This is a genomic window from Clostridium amylolyticum (genome assembly GCF_900142075.1).
Lineage (GTDB): Bacteria > Bacillota > Clostridia > Clostridiales > Clostridiaceae > Clostridium_AA > Clostridium_AA amylolyticum.
The window spans coordinates 181,787-201,866 of the sequence record NZ_FQZO01000004.1 but is presented as its reverse complement, the minus strand read 5'-3'; the positions used below and the strand labels follow the sequence as shown (position 1 = coordinate 201,866).

15 protein-coding genes and 1 riboswitch are annotated in these 20,080 nt (G+C 29.7%); of the genes, 10 read left to right on the top strand and 5 right to left on the bottom strand.

The features are described from left to right. Window positions 1–30: 30 nt before the first annotated feature. The 5 genes from BUA82_RS10865 (at window position 31) to BUA82_RS10845 (ending at window position 5,769) form a co-directional block, all read left to right on the top strand. Window positions 31–1,194, top strand: coding sequence for an iron-containing alcohol dehydrogenase (locus BUA82_RS10865; protein ID WP_073007771.1), 1,164 nt, complete (start codon window positions 31–33; stop codon window positions 1,192–1,194). 348 nt (window positions 1,195–1,542) lie between these two features. Continuing rightward, window positions 1,543–1,643, top strand: a riboswitch (SAM riboswitch). A gap of 68 nt (window positions 1,644–1,711) precedes the next feature. Beyond that, on the top strand, window positions 1,712–3,019 hold the full coding sequence (locus BUA82_RS10860) for a Na+/H+ antiporter NhaC family protein (protein ID WP_073007768.1): 1,308 nt from the start codon (window positions 1,712–1,714) through the stop codon (window positions 3,017–3,019). A gap of 28 nt (window positions 3,020–3,047) precedes the next feature. Beyond that, complete coding sequence (locus tag BUA82_RS10855; RefSeq protein ID WP_073007765.1) at window positions 3,048–4,313, top strand: CapA family protein; 1,266 nt, start codon at window positions 3,048–3,050, stop codon at window positions 4,311–4,313. Between the two features lie 144 nt (window positions 4,314–4,457). Continuing rightward, entirely contained in the window at window positions 4,458–5,390 is a 933-nt protein-coding gene (locus BUA82_RS10850; RefSeq protein WP_073007762.1) for a sensor histidine kinase, read from the top strand. A gap of 4 nt (window positions 5,391–5,394) precedes the next feature. Next, window positions 5,395–5,769, top strand: coding sequence for a response regulator (locus BUA82_RS10845; protein WP_073007759.1), 375 nt, complete (start codon window positions 5,395–5,397; stop codon window positions 5,767–5,769). Between the two features lie 57 nt (window positions 5,770–5,826). Here BUA82_RS10845 and ispF read toward each other — a convergent pair whose 3' ends face one another. Continuing rightward, entirely contained in the window at window positions 5,827–6,294 is a 468-nt protein-coding gene (gene ispF / locus BUA82_RS10840; protein WP_073007756.1) for a 2-C-methyl-D-erythritol 2,4-cyclodiphosphate synthase, read from the bottom strand. A 447-nt stretch (window positions 6,295–6,741) separates the two neighbouring features. Here ispF and BUA82_RS10835 point away from each other — a divergent pair, with 447 nt between their 5' ends. After that, window positions 6,742–7,635 (top strand): polysaccharide deacetylase family protein, encoded by an 894-nt coding sequence (locus tag BUA82_RS10835; RefSeq protein WP_073007753.1) that lies wholly within the window; start codon window positions 6,742–6,744, stop codon window positions 7,633–7,635. A gap of 6 nt (window positions 7,636–7,641) precedes the next feature. Here BUA82_RS10835 and rluF read toward each other — a convergent pair whose 3' ends face one another. Together rluF and BUA82_RS10825 are read right to left on the bottom strand one after the other, a co-directional pair. Then, window positions 7,642–8,406 (bottom strand): 23S rRNA pseudouridine(2604) synthase RluF, encoded by a 765-nt coding sequence (rluF, locus tag BUA82_RS10830; protein ID WP_073007750.1) that lies wholly within the window; start codon window positions 8,404–8,406, stop codon window positions 7,642–7,644. Between the two features lie 30 nt (window positions 8,407–8,436). Then, window positions 8,437–9,441 (bottom strand): anti-sigma factor domain-containing protein, encoded by a 1,005-nt coding sequence (locus BUA82_RS10825; RefSeq protein ID WP_073007747.1) that lies wholly within the window; start codon window positions 9,439–9,441, stop codon window positions 8,437–8,439. Between the two features lie 123 nt (window positions 9,442–9,564). Between BUA82_RS10825 and BUA82_RS10820 the strand changes: the two genes are divergently transcribed. Together BUA82_RS10820 and BUA82_RS10815 are read left to right on the top strand one after the other, a co-directional pair. After that, window positions 9,565–10,296 (top strand): DUF3298 and DUF4163 domain-containing protein, encoded by a 732-nt coding sequence (locus BUA82_RS10820; RefSeq protein WP_073007744.1) that lies wholly within the window; start codon window positions 9,565–9,567, stop codon window positions 10,294–10,296. A 278-nt stretch (window positions 10,297–10,574) separates the two neighbouring features. Further along, window positions 10,575–11,948 carry an aldehyde dehydrogenase gene (locus tag BUA82_RS10815; protein WP_073007741.1) on the top strand — a complete coding sequence of 458 codons (1,374 nt, stop codon included), beginning with the start codon at window positions 10,575–10,577 and terminating at the stop codon, window positions 11,946–11,948. A 187-nt stretch (window positions 11,949–12,135) separates the two neighbouring features. On the opposite strand, the gene BUA82_RS20330 is transcribed toward BUA82_RS10815, so the two are convergent. Continuing rightward, window positions 12,136–15,087: an ATP-binding protein gene (locus BUA82_RS20330; RefSeq protein ID WP_083599897.1), complete on the bottom strand. Its 2,952-nt coding sequence runs from the start codon at window positions 15,085–15,087 to the stop codon at window positions 12,136–12,138. Between the two features lie 163 nt (window positions 15,088–15,250). Here BUA82_RS20330 and BUA82_RS10790 point away from each other — a divergent pair, with 163 nt between their 5' ends. Continuing rightward, entirely contained in the window at window positions 15,251–17,380 is a 2,130-nt protein-coding gene (locus tag BUA82_RS10790) for a methyl-accepting chemotaxis protein (protein WP_073007738.1), read from the top strand. A 273-nt stretch (window positions 17,381–17,653) separates the two neighbouring features. On the opposite strand, the gene BUA82_RS10785 is transcribed toward BUA82_RS10790, so the two are convergent. Then, window positions 17,654–18,586 carry a transposase gene (locus tag BUA82_RS10785; RefSeq protein ID WP_083599896.1) on the bottom strand — a complete coding sequence of 311 codons (933 nt, stop codon included), beginning with the start codon at window positions 18,584–18,586 and terminating at the stop codon, window positions 17,654–17,656. A 306-nt stretch (window positions 18,587–18,892) separates the two neighbouring features. On the opposite strand from BUA82_RS10785, the gene BUA82_RS10780 reads away from it, so the two are divergent. Then, window positions 18,893–20,032, top strand: a complete 1,140-nt coding sequence (locus BUA82_RS10780) for a DUF3798 domain-containing protein (RefSeq protein ID WP_073007732.1) — start codon at window positions 18,893–18,895, stop codon at window positions 20,030–20,032. The last annotated feature ends 48 nt before the right edge of the window (window positions 20,033–20,080 follow it).

Genomic DNA, 20,080 nt, shown 5'->3' with positions numbered 1-20,080 from the left:
TAATATATAAATAACTTAAGGAGGATTTTCATGCGTAATTTTAAATTTTACAATCCTACTAAAATGGTATTTGGTAAAGATACTATAAGTTCCATAGGACAGCATGTATCAAGTTATGGCATAACAAAGGTTCTTTTGCTATACGGAAAAGGTTCAATATTTAAAAATGGTGTATATGATACAGTAATAAGTTCACTAAAAGATAATAACATACAATATGTAGAAGTAACAGGAGTTAAAGCAAACCCGGTGGTATCAAAAGTAAGAGAAGCCATCAATATAATGAGAGAAAATGATACTGAAGCTATTATAGCCATAGGTGGAGGCAGTGTAATAGACTCAGCAAAAGCAGCCTCCGCAGGTTTCTACTATAACGGGGATGTATGGGACTTCTTTGGCAAAAGAGAAGAAGTAAAAAGAGCTCTACCTATATTCACCATACTAACTATATCTGCTACAGGCTCAGAAATGAACTCCGGCGGTGTAATAACCAATGAAGAAGAAAAGAAAAAATGGAGTTTTGGCTCTCCGTTATTATATCCTGTAGTATCAATATTAGATCCTTCCATTCAATCATCATTACCTCCAATACAAACTGCTAATGGAGCTATAGATGCTTTAAGTCATGTATTTGAGCTTTATTTTGGCGGCACTGATAAAACCGATATGATGGATGAATTATCTGAGGGTATCATTAGGACTATAATTAAGCATACTCCAATTTTATTAAAAGACCCAGAAAATTATGATTCAAGAAGTGAGCTAGCTTGGTGTGCAACACTTGCATTAAATGGCATCAATGGTACAGGAAGAGTGGGAGATTGGGCTAGTCACTCCATAGAACACTCAGTGTCAGTGCTTAACGATATAGCTCACGGTTCTGGTCTTGCCATAGTAATGCCAGCTTGGATGAAGTATGTACAAAATAAAGCAGTGGATAAATTTGCACGTTTTGGTGAAAAAGTATTCAACATCACAGAAGGCTCTAAAGAAGAAATAGGTCTACAAGCCATAGAAAAACTAAGAGAATTCTATAAGAGTCTAGGTGCTCCTATAACTCTAAAAGAATCAGGAGTAAAAAAAGAGGAAATAGATTTCATAGCCAATAACGCAGCTATGCTAGAACCTCTAGGAACACTAATGCCACTATATAAAGAAGATATAACAAAAATTTTAGAAATAGCCTTTGAGTAAAAAGAAAGCCGTTAGGCTTTCTTTTTAATTGAGAATTGAGAATTTAGAATTTAAAATGAAGGAGGTTTTTTCTGAAAGAACATCAGAAAAAACAATAATGTATAAAAAACTACTAACAAAATTCCTTTAGGAATTCTGTTAGTAGGATGAATCTAAATAAATTTTTAAGAAGATTTATTTTTTAACTAACTTTAAAGTTTTTCTGGTGCTTTTCCAGAAAAGCTAACCTTCATTTTAAATTCTCAATTCTAAATTTTTAATTATTACCGCCATCATTTTAGCATTGGAAATATATTATTATTGACAATAGTGAATAATATTGATATTCTTATTAAGAAATTTATAAATATCTTATTAAGAGTGATTGAGGGACAGGCCCTATGAAATCCAGCAACCAAAAGCATAGCTTTAAGGTGCTAAATCCTGCAGGTATACCTGAGAGATAAGAGAAAAAACCTCTGCTTTTGGGCAGAGGTTTTTTATTTAATCTTGATTAAATAATGATGGGGTGGACAGAATGTATAATAAACAAAAGAAGGGGAGTTTTTTAGCTCTTTTGCCATTGTTGGTATTTGTGGTAATTTTTATAGGAGTTTCTGTGGTTTTAAAGGATTTTTATGCTATGCCGGTAATAGTACCTTTTTTAATAGCGGCGCTGACAGCTTTATTTATGAATAGTAAGGTTAATTTTAATGAAAAGTTAGACATATTTTGTAAGGGGGCAGGAGAGGGCAATATTATTCTAATGTGTCTAATATTTCTTCTGGCTGGGGCTTTTGCAGAGTCTGCAAAGGCCATGGGAGCTGTGGAATCCACGGTTAATTTAGGACTTTCTCTTTTGCCAAGTAATATTTTAGTGGCTGGAGTCTTTGTTATATCTTGCTTTATAGCTATTTCTATAGGAACTTCCATGGGAACTATAGTGGCTATGGTGCCTATAGCCATGGGCATAGGTTCTCATACTGGGATACCAGTGGCACTAGTGGTAGGAGCGGTGGTAGGTGGTGCTATGTTTGGAGATAACTTATCCATGATTTCTGACACCACTATAGCTGCAACAAAAACTCAAGGTTGTGAGATGAAGGACAAATTTAGAATGAATTTTATAATTGTCTTGCCTGCAGCTATATTAACCGCATTAATATTTATGTTTATTTCTAGAGGAAATAATTTTCATGTAACCGAAAGCTACACTTATAACGTAATAAAGGTTATACCCTACTTAGGGGTGCTATTAGGAGCATTAATGGGAGTAAATGTTATTTTAGTTTTAACTGGAGGAATATTGCTTTCAGCTGTGATAGGTATATGGCAGGGAGCCTTTAGTCTAGTAGGATTTATGCAGGCTTCTGCAAAAGGAATGCAAGGCATGTTTGAGCTCATAATAATATCCTTATTAATAGGCGGTATGGTAGAGCTTATTAAAAATAATGGTGGCATAGATTTTATACTTAACGTCATAACATCCAAAGTAAAGTCTAAAAAAGGTGCAGAGCTAGGTATAGCTTTATTAGTGAGTTTGGTGGATATCTGCACTGCCAACAACACTATAGCTATTGTAACAGTAGGACCTATAGCCAAGGATATATCTGATGAGTTTAATTTAGAGCCTAAGAGGGTGGCAGGCATTCTAGATATGTTTTCCTGTGTATTTCAAGGTATAATACCCTATGGGGCACAGATGCTGTCTGCAGCTACTTTATCTAAGTTATCACCTTTCAGCATAATGAAATACCTATACTATCCTTATTTAATGGGAATATGTGCTTTGATAGCAATAGTCATGATTCCTAGTATAAAAGAAAGATATACCATTACAAGGTAAATAATTTTTATGGAGGTATGCTAGTTCAATGAAAAAAGCATTAAGCTTAATATTTGTTTTTATGTTCATTTTTAGTGGATGTAAGTATATAAACCTTTCAAAAGATAAAAATAATGAAACACCAAAGAAAAATCAATCTAAGGATAATTCTAAAGAAAAATATAGTATTAAGAAAGATCCTAACAAGATTAGGGTCACTGCGGTAGGAGATATTATTCTTCATGAAACTCAACTTATATCACATTACGATGCTTCCACTAAGAGTTACGATTTTAAGGATAACTTTGAATATGTAAAGCCATATATTGAAGAAGCTGACCTAGCTATAGCCAATTTAGAAACAACCTTAGCTGGGAGTAAAGAAAAATACTCAGGTTTCCCTGTATTTAATTCTCCAGATGAAATATTAGATGCTTTAAGGTTTAGCGGTTTTGATGTGCTTTCTGCAGCTAATAATCATATTATGGACAAAGGCACTCAAGGGCTTATAAGAACTGCTGAAGTAGTTAAATCTAAGGGATTTGATCTTATGGGAATTAGGGAAAACACTAAGGTTCCCACCTATGTAATAAAAGAGGTAAAGGGAATAAAATTTGGATTTTCTAACTATGTTTTTGAAACGGATAAAAAGGGTAGTTCAAGAACATTAAATTCCATAAAAATCTCTAATAATGCTTTAGAGCTTTTTGATAGATTCAACTATTCTGAATTGGAAGCAAATTATAAGGAAATGGAAAAAAGAATAAATGAGATGAAGTCAAAAGGGGCAGAAGTGATAGTTTTTTCTATGCATTGGGGCAATGAATACGAAAGAAAACCTAATGAATATCAAAAAAAGATATCTAAAAAATTAGCAGATCTAGGTGTGGATGTTATCATAGGCGGTCACCCCCACGTAATTCAACCTATGGAATATATAAGTTCCAATGTTTCTAAGAAAAATACTTTGGTTTTATATTCTTTAGGTAACTTTTTATCCAATCAGAGAAGAGAAATAATAAACAATAAATATCCTGAAGATGGAATTATAGTGAATATTGACTTTGTTAAAGATAAAGATAGCAATAAGGTTCAGCTGGATAATGTAAGCTATGTACCTACTTGGGTCTACAGAAAACCTATAGATAATACTAAATTTACCTATAAAATTATACCTCTTAACGAGGTAAAGGAAGATAATAATATACCTATAGATGAAGAAAACATAAAAAAAGCTGAAGATTCCTATAAAGAAACTATAAATTTATTTGAATCCTATAATGCAAAGCCTGTATTAGCTCCATCATTAAAATAAAAAGAGTTTATCTTAAAATAGAGAGTTATTTCTATATAAAGATAGCTCTTTTTTGCTTATACATAATTATTAAGTACCTATTTAATCAATATCTATAAATTTCATACAAATAATTACGATGATAATATGGGGGTACTTTTGAATATGAAAAAACATAAAAAGCTTTATATTACATTAATTTTAAATACTATAATATTCACAATTTTATCATTAACTTATAGCATTATTTTATATAATACTAAAGGTAAGGAAATTAATATTATACTAATGGCAGTAATTTTTGCCACTATTATATCTTCTATAATTTTTTATATTATAAATATAATGGCAATTAAAAATTATACACATAAAGTAACAGCATTAAAAGAAAATGAATATAACGAATTGATAGATAATTTAAAAAATGAAAGTAAAACTAATAACCATTTGGTATTTTCTTCTTACCATGAGTTTTTATCTTGTATTACTTATATTATGGGATTTACTAAAATAAACAAGATGACAACCAGTAAGCTAATAGAAAAATTGAATAATCTTCAGGATGTTTCTATGATTAAAGAAGAATTCGAGGTAATGAATAAAAATTTTGATATTGTTGTTGAGGAAGTTAATAGTCTGAATAATATTATAGAGAATATAGTAGAACTTACTAATATTGAAATACAGTTAGAAAAATTTAATATGAAGAAATCAGATATAAAAGAAATTATAAATAGAGTAATATTGTCAAGCTATGGTCTTTTAGAAGAAAAGGAGTTAGAAATTGTAGATGATATAGGTGATGATATAAAAGAAATAGAAGTGGATGAAGAAAAAATAAGTAAGGTCATAGAAATCTTACTTTATAAAGTTATTGAAAATACTCAATCAGGTAACCTTTATTGCACTGTTAAACAGGAAGAAAAAGATATTATCATATCTTTAGGGGACTGGAAGATATGTGGAGAAAATAACATGGACATAGATTTAAGGCTTTGTAAATCTATTGTTGAAAATCATAAAGGTAAACTATGGATTAAAAATATAGAAGGAAGGGGCGATACTGTGTTTTTGTCATTGCCAATTTGTAGTAGGTGATTTTATGAAAAAGATATTTATTGCATCCCAGGAAGAAAAGTTTAAGATTCTTTTATCCCAAACTTTAAATTATTCAAAGAATAATAATATGGAATTAATAATGCCTGAAAATCAAGAAGAATTTCAATACATTATTAAAAGAGAAGTACCTGATATTGTTTTTATTGATGTAAGACTTAATTCCAATTTACATATAGAGCTTATGGAGTTATTAGAAAAGGATGAAACTTTAGAGCATTGTTATAAGATACTTTTCACAGAAAAGTTCAATTACAGTAAGGAAAGAGAATTGTGGCAAAGTATAGTTGATTTTTGTATTTACATGCCCTTCGATCCAGAGTATATCATTCAAAAAACCTCCACATTGTTTAATATATAAAAAAGACTTCCTAGGAAGTCTTTTTTATATAAACTGTATAGTTTTATAGGATTTAATTTATATAAGTAAGCATATGCATTGGCTAGCTATGCCTTCTCCTTGTCCAGTAAAACCTAGTCCTTCTTCAGTGGTGGCCTTTACATTTATCTTACTAGGGTCTATACTAAGTGCTTTGCTTATATTTTCAATGATGTTTGGGATATAAGGAGCCATTTTTGGTTTTTCAGCTATTATGGTAGCATCTAAATTTTCTATTTTATATCCCTTGGAATCTAATAATTTTTTTACCTCTGAAAGCAAAAATAAACTAGAAATATCTTTAAATTTACCATCTGTATCAGGAAAGTGTTTTCCGATATCGCCTAAAGCAGCTGCTCCTAAAAGTGCATCCATAATTGCATGAAGTAATACATCAGCATCGGAATGTCCTAAAAGGCCCTTGTGAAAAGGTATACAAACCCCTCCTATAATAAGTTTTCTATCTGTTACTAATCTGTGTACATCATAACCCATGCCAATTCTCATAACTTCACTCCTGCCTGGTAAATAAGTTTCTTAATGTATTATTGGATAAATTACAGTAAATTTTTCTTGAAATTACTTATGGTTTTATTAGAATTTTTATTTTTTCTAAATATGCTTAGAAATTTTCTTTTTATAAATTTTAGAAAAGCTTTAAAAGAGAATTTTTTTTTGGTTTTTAAATTAAAATCTACATAAATAATGTTATCTTTCATTTACATCACCATTTACTCTTTTATTATATTATACCATCATAATGGAAATAAGTTAATAAAAAGCATAGAAGTTTTTATATTTATGTATAATGAATATATATTATTTATGGTATAATTATGAATAGTAGTAAAATGGAGGTCCATACATGTATACAAAAGGTTAAAGAGTAAGGGCTTATTATCAAAGGCATGCTTAAATATAAACATTACAAACAGCTAGGAAAGGATGATATGCTTGAAAATTAGTAATAAAAGATTTCTCATAACTATAGCAATGGGACTAGCCGCTGCATTGGTTTTAACTGCTGCAGTTGGTGAAATGAAACTTAAAAATGCAAAGAAATCAATTATACAAACTTCAGATAAAACCTCAAAAAACCAGGGGAAAGAAAAAGATAGCACTGTATCCTCTACAAAGAATACAAAAGATGAGGGGAGAAACATAAATTCTGAAAAAACTACTGAAAGTTCAGGTATTCCTATATTGACTTATAACTCCGTTAAGGAAAAAGAGGGTATTGAAGGAACGGTTTCAAAGAATAATTTTGAAATACAGATGAAGCACTTAAAAGAAAATGGATATAATAGTATAACTTCAATGCAGCTTAGTGAATATCTAATAAATAATAAATCCTTACCTGAAAAACCTGTTTTAATTACCTTTGATAGTGGCTACAATGACAAATATACTCTGGTACTCCCTATACTAAAAAAGTATGGATTTAAAGCAATTTGTTTTATTGATGGAAGCAAAGTTAATAATGTTACTGGTTATTTGACTTCTTCTCAGATTAATGAGATGCAAGATTACGGTATGGAAATAGGTATGTACTATGTATCTTCTAATAATATTGCAGAAATGACTATGGAGCAGCAGAAAAGGATAATCAGCGATGGAAAACAAAAATTAGAAAAGGTAACAAAGAAACCTGTTAGTTTTATTTCTTATGATGATAAAAAGTATAATGCTGATACTATAAATGCAGTAAAATCTTTTGGCTTTAATCTTGGATTTACCACTTTACAAGGATTAGCAAATAAAAAAGATAATGTTTTTGAAATAAAGAGAATCAACATAGAAAATAAAGATACCTTAGAAAGTTATATAAAGAAATTAAAAATAAAGTGAAGAGGCTTATTTTGAAGCCTCTTCTGTTTTTATAGAGTTAGAAATCAGTGTATTTAATTCTTTAAGCTCATCCAAAGTTAGGTAGCGCCATTTGCCTAAGGGAAGTGAACCGAGCTTAATGTTCATTATACGTATTCTCTCTAATTTTGTTACATTGTAACCTAAAGCTTGGCACATTCTTCTTATTTGGCGATTAAGACCTTGAGTTAATATTATTCTAAATACTTTGCTGCCCTCTTTTTTAATATAGCATTCTTTAGTTACAGTATCTAAAATTTTAACACCTTGCGACATATTAAGTATAAAATCATTTGTAATAGATTTATCCACCGTTACTATGTATTCTTTATCGTGGTTATTGCCTTCTCTTAATATTTTATTTACTATATCTCCATCATTAGTGAGTAATATAAGGCCTTGAGAATCTTTATCTAATCTTCCTATGTGAAAAATTCTTTTGTGATAGTTCATAAAATCAACTATATTTCCTGGCGTTTTTCTATCTGTAGTACAAGTTATACCCACTGGCTTGTTTAAGGCTATGTATACCAATTCTTCTTCTTTATAAAGGGGTTTCCCTTTGATACATACCTTCTCTCCAGGTTTTACCTTATCACCTAGGTTTGCTATTTTACCATCTATGGTAACTTCACCAGCTTCTAAATATCTGTCAGCTTGGCGCCTAGAACAAAAGCCACTTTCACTAATATATTTGTTTATTCTTATTTCTTCTGACCTTTCTTCATGCTTTATTATATTTTTTGGCTTCATAAGAGACTAGTAATCCTTTCTAAAATATAATTATTTAATTGTGTGATTTCTTCCTGAATTGTTTATTTCTACATTGATTTTTTTATCTGTTAAGTAAGTTTCACTTTTAGTTAAACTATTGTAGTCTAAAGCACTGCCTGAAACTATAAAGGTAATAGTGTCATTTGTTATTAAAATATTGTTTTTTTCCATATCTTGAAGCAAAGACAAAATAGCATTATCTATATTCTTGTGCTTCATTTTACTACTTTTTAAAATATCCCTCCCTTTGTTAGTGGAAGAGGTAACTTTAATTACTCTATTTAAATTATTTACCGTAATAATATAATCACTCTTATGATGAACTATTACAGTGCTTTTTGAAATATTATAATAAGTAAAACCAAATAGCAAAAACACTACACAAGCAAATACAATTAAAGCTATGGGGACTTTAAAATCTACTAAACTCTTTTTAAGATCACCAGAAGATACGGTACCTAAATCAGGGTTATCAGTAGTCTTAATATTTAAAAATTCTCCATGGTATGTAAGTATAACGGCATTATTATTAGAGGTTTCCAGTACGATACCCGTATTTATCTCTATAGAATTAGGAGAATATAAAGCTAAGGAATTAGAGGGATCGTCATTTAATTGTATGGTTATATATTTTGTTATTTTATCATAGGCAGTATTAGAAAACAAAAGTATATAGGCTATTAAGTAACTGCTCCATTTTTCTAGATGCCTCTTTGGGATTTCCGTATACTTATTTAATCTTTTAATATTTAATTTTCTTACAGCTTTAAACTCCCTAATAAAACTTTCTTCCTTAGATATAGCTAATGTTACATTTAGTAGCTGATTCTTTTCTGTAAAGCTAGGTGTACTCTTATAGAGGTCTTTTAAGGTTACGCCGTATAGTTGTAATTCCCTTATAAAAAATGATATTTCCTTTGCTCTTTCATTAGCTAACTTCTCATCCACCAATGCTATGGGTGGACTATAGGAAAAACTGTATTTATTTTTTTGAAGTATAAAATTATAATTCATTATTACACCTCATATACAATATTATTCAAATCTATTATAAGCTTAATAGCAAATTATTTATAGGATAAATAAAAAAAAATATTAAGGTAATAATATTAAGGTAATAATTAGGGGGTGATATCTTTGAAAAATACAAAGAATATTTTTTATTCATTTATGATTTTTGCAATAGTTATTATAAACATTATAAGTGTTAATGTACAAGGTGCGGAATTTATATTAAAGGAAGGTAAGATTAAAGTAACACCTAAGATAGTTAAAGATTCAAAACCTTATTTAACCACTGAACTCAACATTCCAGTGATTTCAGGGATTTTAGACAGTAATATAGAAAAATCTATTAATAAAACATTATACGATGATGCTATGAATTTCAAAAGTTCCATTGAAGCCTCAGCCTTAGAAAACTATAGTAGCTTATTAAAAGCAGGGTTAGACGTAACCCCTTTCCAGGTGATAACCAAGTATAATTTGCATTATTTAAATGATTATTTAAGTCTTATAGTAACTTATTACGAGTATAGAGGGGGAGCTCATGGAATATACAAGGTGGTACCCTATAACTATAATCTTAAAACCGGTGAGAGGTTGCAAATCAAAGATATTTTTAAGGAAGGCTATGACTATAAGTCCATAATAAATCAAGAAATATTATCTGAAATATCAAAGCACCCTGACAATTATTTTAAAGATGCTTTTAAAACCATAAAGGAAAATCAAGATTTTTATTTTACCAAGGATGGTATTGTAGTATACTTTCAAGTTTATGAAATAGCTCCTTTTGCTGCAGGAAATCCAGAGTTTTTAATACCTTACAGTAAAATAAACCAAGGCTTAAAGGTGAAATTTAATTAAAATGAAACATTACAATATATGTATCTCCTTTTTAATAATTTATTTAAGTGATATAGTTATGTTATATGAACAAATAGATGATATACTTAAAGAATAAAGAGAATCATCTGATTGATATAGCTATGATATGGGAACTAATAGATGATATGCTTTAAGAGTAAAAATAGTCATTTAAGTGATATAGCTACCATATGAAAATCATTAGATTATATGCTTTGAGAGTAAAGAAATCATTTAAATGATATAGTTATGCTATTGGAACAAAAGGGGGATGTCATATGGATTTTAATATGATAATTGAAAAGCAAAGAGAGTTTTTTGAAACTGATAAAACAAAGGATATAGACTTTAGAATAGAGATGCTTAAAAGACTTAGAAATAGTATTAAAAATCATGAGGAAGAAATATATGAAGCACTTAGAGTTGACCTTAACAAGTCACCCTTTGAAAGCTTAGCCACAGAAGTAGGAATAGTATATGATGAAATTGATTATATACTAAAAAATTTAAAAAAATGGGCAAAGGTTAAAAGGGTTAGGACTCCAATATACAACTGGCCAAGTAAAAGCTACATCTATGAAGAACCCTATGGAGTAGTTTTAATTATTGGACCTTTCAACTATCCTTTTCAACTTAACATAGCACCTTTAGTGGGAGCCATGGCTGCTGGAAATTGCGCCCTTATTAAGCCATCTCAATATTCTAAAGAAACCACATTAGTAATAATGAAAATTATAGAAGAGTGTTTCCCAAAGGAATATGCAGCAGTTATAGAACCCTTTGGAGGAAGAGAAGAGGTTTCAGCTATACTTAAAGAAAAGTATGATTATATTTTCTTTACTGGTAGTGTGGCAGTAGGAAAGATTGTAATGGAGGCCGCTTCTAAACATCTTACTCCCGTTACCTTAGAGTTGGGAGGCAAGAGTCCAGCACTTTTAGATGAAGATTGTGATGTATCCTTAGCTGCGAAGCGTATAGCCTGGGGAAAATTTATTAATGCAGGACAAACTTGTGTAGCACCGGATTATGTGTTAGTACATGATAGTATTAAAGATGAGTTTATTAAAAAGTTAAAGTTTTGGACAGAAAAGTTTTATGGCAAAGAAGCCATGCTTAGTAAGGACTATCCTAAAATCATAGACAACAAGCAGTTTCAAAGGTTAGTTGGATACTTATCTCAAGGAAAGCTAGTTATGGGAGGCAGTTATAATAACGAAAAGCTATATATAGCACCTACAGCACTAATAGATATATCAGAAGATTCACCTCTTATGACAGATGAAATATTTGGACCTTTGCTTCCTATTTTAGAATATAAGGATTTAAAGGAAGCTGTTAAGTTCATAAATTGCAGACCAAAGCCATTGGCACTTTATTATTTTACTAAAGATAAGGAAAAGGGAGAAAATATAATTAAAACCACATCTTCTGGAGGAGGATGTATAAATGACACCATAATGCATGTAGCATCTACATCACTTCCATTTGGAGGAGTGGGAGATAGTGGTATGGGTAGTTACCATGGTAAGAAGACCTTTGAAACATTTTCCCATTCAAAGAGTTTTATTAAAAGAGGTAATGTGTTAGATTTTAATTTTAGATACCCTCCATATAAAAATAATATGAAATTGTTAAAAAAGATTTTTAAATAATCCCATTAAAAAACCAGGCACTTTACGAAATGCCTGGTTTTTTGTTAATGATATGTCTGATTTTTATTAAGTAATTAAGTTTTTAGATAACATGGACTTAGACAACAATTTCAAATCTTCCATTTAGTATTTTAGAATTAAGGTTTTAGAAAAAAGAAGAGGTTAACAGGCTAAAATATACATAAAATTAATAGGTATAGATATCAGAAAATTCTATATTGATTCTATCAATTTTATTTGAAGGAGGTATGAGTTTATCCTTCATAACAGGGATAGTATTATCTTCTAATACCCTTACAGGAAGGTCTATTATAAAGGAACTTCCACTGCCATAAGTGCTTTCTGCTTTTACAGTGCCCCCGTGGAGCTCCACTAAGGATTTTACTAGAGATAAACCTATGCCGCTTCCTTCTGTTTTTCTTGAAAGAGATTTATCTACCTGCATAAACCTATCAAAGATAACTTTTAGCTTGTCTTCAGGTATACCTATACCACTATCTTTAACTATAATTCTTATATTATCTTCAATTTCTTTTACAAGTACCTCAATAGTGCCACCTTTAGGTGTGAATTTAATAGCATTAGAAAGTAGATTTAATATTATCCTTTCAATTTTATCTTGGTCAAAGGCCATATATTTTTCTTCTATTTCAGTATCAAATATTAAATTTAAGCCCAAGGATTCTGCATAGTTAACAACTGAAAGAGATATTTCTTCAATGGTGAATATTATATCATTATTGGACATCTCCACCTGTAGGTAATTTCCATCAATCTTGGTTATATCTATTATGTTATTAATAAGCCTAATAAGTCTTAAACAATTTTGGTTCATTATATTTAAATATCTAGGAATACTGACGCTGTTCTGGTAACCTTCATAATCAAATGATTTCAATAGCTGGACGCTTGTCCATATTACATTTAAAGGCGTTTTTAATTCATGAGATATATTGGAAAAGAATTCTGTTTTTAATTTATCTAATTCCCTTACCTTATTTATATCGTCAGTAAGATCTGCTACTTTTTTTGTGGTATAACTTATTTGGTTATGAAGCTCAAGGGATTCTTTAACATAGTGTTTTAGCTTAATTAGAGTCTTTACCCTAGATAAAAGTTCAACCTTATCTACAGGTTTAATAAGATAGTCGTTAGCACCAGACTCAAAAGATAAAAGTAGACTATCAGTTTTTGTACTGGAAGTAAGCATTAAAATTGGCAGATCATAAAGGGATTTTTTATTTCTTATGTTACTGCAAAGCTCATAGCCAATCATATCTGGTATAAATAAATTTAGTATAACAAGATCTAAAGCATCTTCATTAGATATAATTTCCATAGCCTCTTTTCCAGAGGACACTGAGGTTAAGGAGTAGCCATCTGCTAGAAGATGATTTTCCACTACCTTTCTGCTAGGTAGTTCATTATCTACAATTAATATTCTATAATTTTTTTGTTTTTCTTGAGGGTTAACTGGCATAGATGATTTAGCCACTGAATAATTTTCTATAATATTTTCGAATTCAAAATGATTATCTCTATTCATTACTTCAGTATTTTCTTCATATAAAGGCATAGTAAAACTAAATTTAGAACCTTTTCCCACGTGAGAGGATACGTTAATACTACCTCCATGGAGCTCTATTAGTTTTTTTGTAAGGTGGAGGGTTAAGCCCGTAGTAGAAGATACATCCTGACTATTTTTAATAGTATAGGCATCAAAAAGTGAATTAACCTTCCAAATAGGTATACCTATTCCAGTGTCTTCCACAGATATTTTTACAAAATTATTTATAACTACAGCATTTAGTGTTATTATTCCTTCAGAGGTGTATTTTATTGCATTTTCTAATAAGTTATTTATAATTTGCTGTAATCTGTTTATGTCAGCATAAACTAAAGGAAGATCATTAGAGATATCATTTTTAAGTATGAGATTTTTATTAGTTAATGATCCCTTAGCAATTAAAAATATCATGTCTGCTAGTTGTTTTATATTTACAGGATGCTTATCTAGAACAATATCTGTATTGTTAAGTTTAGAATAATCTAAAATATCATCTACTAGCTTAGAAAGTTGAACAGCACTGTAATTTATAAGCTTAGTATCTAGAAGTTGATTTGAACTTAATTTATTCTCATCGGAAACTATGGATTCTGTAAGACCTATAATACTATTCATAGGAGACTTCAATTCTTTTGAAATGTACAGTAAAAATTCATCTTTTAACTTATTATGGCGTTTTAGCTTTTCTGATAAATTCTCTATATTATTGAAACTGTCCACATATTTATTTGCAATAAGATAGCTTTGAAGCAATAAAAATATTAGAAATCCTACATTTACCATGAAAAAATTATTATTTAAAACGTATTTTCTTAAGAGTTCGTATGAGTTTGTTATAAGCAATGTAAGTGCAGATAAAAAAATTAATAAGTATGAGTTCAAATCATAAAAGCATTTTTTGAAAAGTTTTGTCACAACATGGATCATTAATAATAAAGTGATAGATTGATATAATACAAAAACTATAAAATGATATTTAACAGGAGTAATTGCTAAATATAAAACATAAAAAATTAAGGAATGTTTTGTAATAAGTAGAATTTTTTCATTAATTAATTTAGGATATAAAAAACCTAGGTATATTATATATGTGGGAATATAAGTGAAAAATGAGCAGGAATATAAAAATGTATGCATCTTCCAAGAGATAAAGGGAATAAATCTTAGTATGAGAACGTTATCAGTTACTAGCAGCCTTATTATTAAGAGCAAACAAAATATCCCTAGTAAAAGAGGGGATTTCTCATTATCTCGCTTATTGTAAAGAGTAAAATTATAAATACTCATAACAATACAAATTCCAATTAAGAACATATAAAATCCTTCATGATAAAATCCATTCTCTTTAGAAACTTTCATATCTTGTAAAATAAGCTTTGCCATATTACCTGCATTTGCTTTAAACTTAGCATTATCATTTTCAGAGAAAAGGATTTCATAAGAAAATTTAAGCTTTTTTTGACCTTGATAATTGTCTGAATCTAGATTACTTGAAATAGGTATAAATGAAAAAGTTATAAAGCTTAATAAGATAATTACTACTATTTTACTTATATGCACATGATTCTTCATAATATCCACCTCATTATACTCTTACAAAGATAATTTTATCATAAAATACCAAATAATGTATATATATTAATGTAAATATTTCTTATTTTTACAAATTAACTTAAGATATTGAAGTATATATACGATAATATAGTGCAATATTAATTTATTTGGAGGATAGGGTATGAGAGCTAAAAAAAAGAATACTTTAAAAAGGCAAAGGGATAAAGGCAGCATTAAACTTCAAGAAATTAATAAAATAAGTATCAAAAAGCAACTTTTTACAAGAAATGGCTTATTAAGAAAACTTGTGGTTACTTTTTCATTAGTTATTTTATTGTCCTTAACAGTTTTAACTGTAGGAAATTTCATAATAACGAAAAATACGGTAACAGAAGATTTTAAAAATCTTACCAATCAAATTCTAAATCAAAATAAAAATTATGCCAGTGTAATTAATGAAACTATAGAGCAGACTTCTATGCAAATAGTGGCAAACAATGAGCTTGGTGAAAAAATATCAACAGTTAATAAAGAAGATTATTCTACAGCATTTCTTGCTTTAGATACTAACAAGATGCTAGTTAATCTTATGGGTATTAATAACACTAAAATAATTAAAAATATATATTTACATACTTTTTCAGGATTTAGTTCATCTTCTGATAATAATTCTTTTATGCATGATCAGAATGATACCTGGAAAAAGATTAATGAGTCAGATTGGTTTAAAAAGGCTATGGAAGCTGAAGGAAGAGGATTATGGGTTCCAAAACATGAATCTTTAATTAATGCGGGAGAAAAAAGTGTTAGTTATGTAAGGCTCTTAAAGAGTTCGGTTTCATTAAAGCCCTTAGCTATGATAGAGATAAACGTTGATCCAACGCTATTATCAAAATCTGTGAAAGATACCAATATAGGAAAAAATGGTGAAGTGTACATAGTTGACAAGGATGGATATATAATAGCAAGTAAAAATGAAGAAAAATCTGGAGAAAAATTTTCAGCTAATTATTTAAGTGACATTGAAGGAAAGCCTTCTGGATCAAATACCTATGTAGAAAATGGAAAAAATGTTTATGTGGTTTATACTACTATGGAAGAAACAGGATGGAAATTTATTGCAGAGGTTCCTAGCAACGAAGTATATTCATCAGCAAAGAACATAACAATAATTTCACTTATAGTGATGGTAGTTTGTATAATAATTTCTATTTTTGTATCTATATTTACTACGGGACAGATAACAAAACCTATATACGATATCATCTTTATTACTAAAAAACTTTCCTCAGGAGACTTTGATGTTAAGACAGAAAAATACTCCATAGCTGAGATGAATCTATTAAGTGAAAACTTTAATAATATGGTGGATAAATTAAAGGATGCTTTATCTAAAACTAGGAGTCTAGCCCAAGAAACCTATAGTTCATCAGATAACTTATTAGCACTATCCCAAAGTATGTTTGAAAAGTCCTCTGATATAGTTAAATCTGTGGAAGAAATATCGGAAGGGTCTACTAGACAAGCTGAAGACACCATGAACTGTGCAGAAGTGTCTAACAAACTTAATAATGAAATAAATAATACCATAAGCAGGCTTAGAGAAGTAGATGATTCTAAGGAAGAAGCTTTATCAGCCCTTAATGATAGTGACAAGGTTATCAATGGATTAAGTGAAGCTTCTTATCAAAATTCCCACTCTATGGAGAAGGTTTCCTCTACAGTAGAAAGATTAAGTGAGAAGACTAATAATATTCTTGAAATAATAAGTAAAATAAATGATATAACCAATCAAACTAATTTATTAGCTTTAAATGCATCCATAGAAGCAGCTAGAGCTGGAGAAGCTGGAAAAGGATTTTCAGTGGTAGCCAATGAAATAAGAAAATTAGCAGAACAATCACAAGAAGCTGCTCAAGATATTAAAACCATTATAAGCGATGTAAATAACTCAATTAAAGAATCCTTAGATATTTCTGAAGGAGCTAAAGAAACCTTTAGTAAAGAGCTAGATGAAGTAGCTAAGACCATAAAGACCTTTGTAACCTTAAAAAATAGCATTGAAATGGTATCTTCATCTGTAGAAAAAGCTATAAGATCTATAGAAGTAATGGCAGAAGACAAAAATCAACTAGTAGAAGCCATAGGAAGCATAGCTGCTGTATCACAACAAAACACAGCAGTAACCCAAGAAGTAAATGCTGTAATTCAAGATGAAGCTGAAGAAAATAAAAAGATAAATGAACTATCAGAAAATCTTAACCTTAAGGCACAGGAGCTGCAGGAGGTAATTTCCACCTTCAAATTTTAGGGACGGTTAACCTAAAAGTTAAACCTTAACTTAAAAAGGACGGTTAATTTAATTAACAGATTAAACTTCTCAAGTAAAGAAGCGTAAAAAGATATGAAGTAATTTAATTTTTAATTAAAAAGGTTTTATTAACTTTAAATAATTTAATTATATATTTTGTAGGCTTGTACAAAATAAATATTTGCATATCAGTAATACCTCTTATTTGATTTTTGAAAATGAGAGGTATTTAGTTTTATATATTTCTATTAGTAAAATTTAATATTAGTTTCTTTAAGGCACAAGGCTAACCTGTTGACATATTAATTTATCAAACAAGTTTTTATATTCTTCGTTAGTTGATATTAAATTTACACCTAAAGTGCATAGTCTAGATACTGTAGATTGAGTTATATTACCAAGTATATTACATATATCTTTTATTTTAATATTACACAAACTCCTCATCATTATAGCAGCTAAAGCTTTAACAACATTTGATTTTTTATTATATCTTATACAAAACAACAGTTTATCTATTTGAGTTTCTTTTGCTATAAATTCTAATATATCTTCAGGATTAAAATCCCTTATTAATACTCTTCGTTCACTTCTATATTCTGTTTTTTCATCTTGGAATTCTATTTCTTTATTCCATTTTTCTTCATTACATAAAGATACTAACTTTAAATAATTTTTCCTAGTCCTCCCAACATTAAGATCTAATATATTCATTAAATAAGTTTCATCTAAAAGGCCAGAACTATCTTTCTCTAACCCTAAATATGTTTTCAGGCTAGAATACTTATACTTCTCAGGTTGATTTTCATAACCTTTTACTTTTAAAGGATTGTTGTGAATATATGCAGATAAGGTGATTAGATAATTTTCATTATGTACTATCTTACTTTTAAATCTGTCTTGAAATAAGTGTCCATGTCTATTGTGACTATAATTATAAGAGAGCGCATATTTAAGATTTATGCTATGCATTATTTTTGAAATATCTGCACCATTGGAATCGATTATTAAATGAGCATGATTAGGCATGATACAGTAAGCATATACTTTAAAATTGTAAATTTCTTGGTACTGTTTTATACAGAATAGATATTTATCTTTGTCTTTATCATCTTCAAACAATGAAATTTCTGATATACTCCTAACCATAATATGATAGATTGCATCTTCAGACTTTATTCTTTGACATCTTGGCAAATAAAACACCTCATTTCTTAATTTATTAAACTATTTCAATTATTAACATGAAGTAAATTGTTTAATCAGGCAAATTAATAAAATAGTATGCTTAAGTATGTGTTTTATATTGTGTGTTAAATTACTTGATAAAGGTACTTTAAATGAAACTATCATTAACCGTCCCCATATAAAGTTTAAATATATAGTGAAATTTCATTAACCGTCCCCTTCAATTTTAAATTCTTAATTAATTAAGAATATCTTTTGAACTTTATTAATATTAATAATTATAAAATATCAAAATGCGATGATATTTAATTAGGGGGGATATGGATGTTTAAAAAAGCGGCTTCCTTTGTTCTTGCTGGAATTTTGACTTTAGGCTTAGTGGGGTGTGTGAAAAAATCAGAAGGCTCTAATGCTGCTAAGAAGTTTAAGATTGGTATTATAACAGGAACTGTATCACAAAATGAAGAAGAGTATAGGGCTGCAGAAAAAATGAAAAATAAGTATGGCGATATGATTGTACTTCAAACATATCCGGATAATTTTACTAAGGAGCAAGAGACAACTATTGCTAATACTTTAAGTCTTGCAGCAGACCCAGATGTTAAGGCTATTATATTTGTACAAGCGGTTCCGGGAGCCTCTGCAGCTATAGATAAGGTAAGAGAAAAACGTAAAGACATGCTATTTATAGCTGGAGTTCCAGGGGAAGATCCAGATATGATAGCATCAAAAGCTGATATAGTACTTCAAGCGGATGAGTTAGGAATGGGGACCACTATTATAGAGCAAGCTAAAAAGTTAGGGGCAAAGAAATTTGTTCACTATTCATTCCCAAGACATATGTCTTATCAAATGTTGGCCATGAGAAGAGATTTACTAAAAGAAACATGCCAAAAGTTAGGCTTGGAATTTGTTGATGCCACAGCTCCAGATCCCACTGGTGATGCTGGGGTTCCAGGAGCTCAACAGTTTATATTAGAAGATGTACCTAGAAAGGTAAAGGAACTGGGCAAAGATACTGCTTTCTTTAGTACTAACTGTGCTATGCAAGAGCCACTTATCAAAGCGGTATTACAAGAAGGAGCAATATTCCCACAGCAATGTTGTCCATCACCTTATCATGGATATCCAGGAGCTTTAGGTATAAGCATACCTGAAGATAAGAAAGGTAACATTGATTATATAGTACAAGAAGAAACTAGAATAATTGCTGAAAAAGGTGGAAAAGGAAGATTTTCTACATGGCCTGTTCCAATTAATATGATGTTTGTTGAAGGCGGAGTAGAATATGCTAAAGAATTCTTAGAAGGCAAAACTAATGGAAAGAATGACAAGGCTAAATTGGAAGCAATATTCACAGATATATCAAAAAAACCTGTTAAGATTACTACTTTAGATGATGAAAAAACAAAGAAAAAGCTAGATAATTTCTACATGCTACTTTCAGACTATATAACATTCTAATTAATATAATAATCACTTGATGATATGTAGTTAAGGGGAGTGAAGCTT

Bases quoted from the DNA above. Each gene is read 5' to 3' on its own strand.
- BUA82_RS10865 (WP_073007771.1), top strand. From the start codon at position 31: ATGCGTAATTTTAAATTTTACAATCCTACTAAAATGGTATTTGGTAAA.
- BUA82_RS10860 (WP_073007768.1), top strand. From the start codon at position 1,712: ATGTATAATAAACAAAAGAAGGGGAGTTTTTTAGCTCTTTTGCCATTG.
- BUA82_RS10855 (WP_073007765.1), top strand. From the start codon at position 3,048: ATGAAAAAAGCATTAAGCTTAATATTTGTTTTTATGTTCATTTTTAGT.
- BUA82_RS10850 (WP_073007762.1), top strand. From the start codon at position 4,458: ATGAAAAAACATAAAAAGCTTTATATTACATTAATTTTAAATACTATA.
- BUA82_RS10845 (WP_073007759.1), top strand. From the start codon at position 5,395: ATGAAAAAGATATTTATTGCATCCCAGGAAGAAAAGTTTAAGATTCTT.
- ispF (WP_073007756.1), bottom strand. From the start codon at position 6,294: ATGAGAATTGGCATGGGTTATGATGTACACAGATTAGTAACAGATAGA.
- rluF (WP_073007750.1), bottom strand. From the start codon at position 8,406: ATGAAGCCAAAAAATATAATAAAGCATGAAGAAAGGTCAGAAGAAATA.
- BUA82_RS10825 (WP_073007747.1), bottom strand. From the start codon at position 9,441: ATGAATTATAATTTTATACTTCAAAAAAATAAATACAGTTTTTCCTAT.
- BUA82_RS10815 (WP_073007741.1), top strand. From the start codon at position 10,575: ATGGATTTTAATATGATAATTGAAAAGCAAAGAGAGTTTTTTGAAACT.
- BUA82_RS20330 (WP_083599897.1), bottom strand. From the start codon at position 15,087: ATGAAGAATCATGTGCATATAAGTAAAATAGTAGTAATTATCTTATTA.
- BUA82_RS10790 (WP_073007738.1), top strand. From the start codon at position 15,251: ATGAGAGCTAAAAAAAAGAATACTTTAAAAAGGCAAAGGGATAAAGGC.
- BUA82_RS10780 (WP_073007732.1), top strand. From the start codon at position 18,893: ATGTTTAAAAAAGCGGCTTCCTTTGTTCTTGCTGGAATTTTGACTTTA.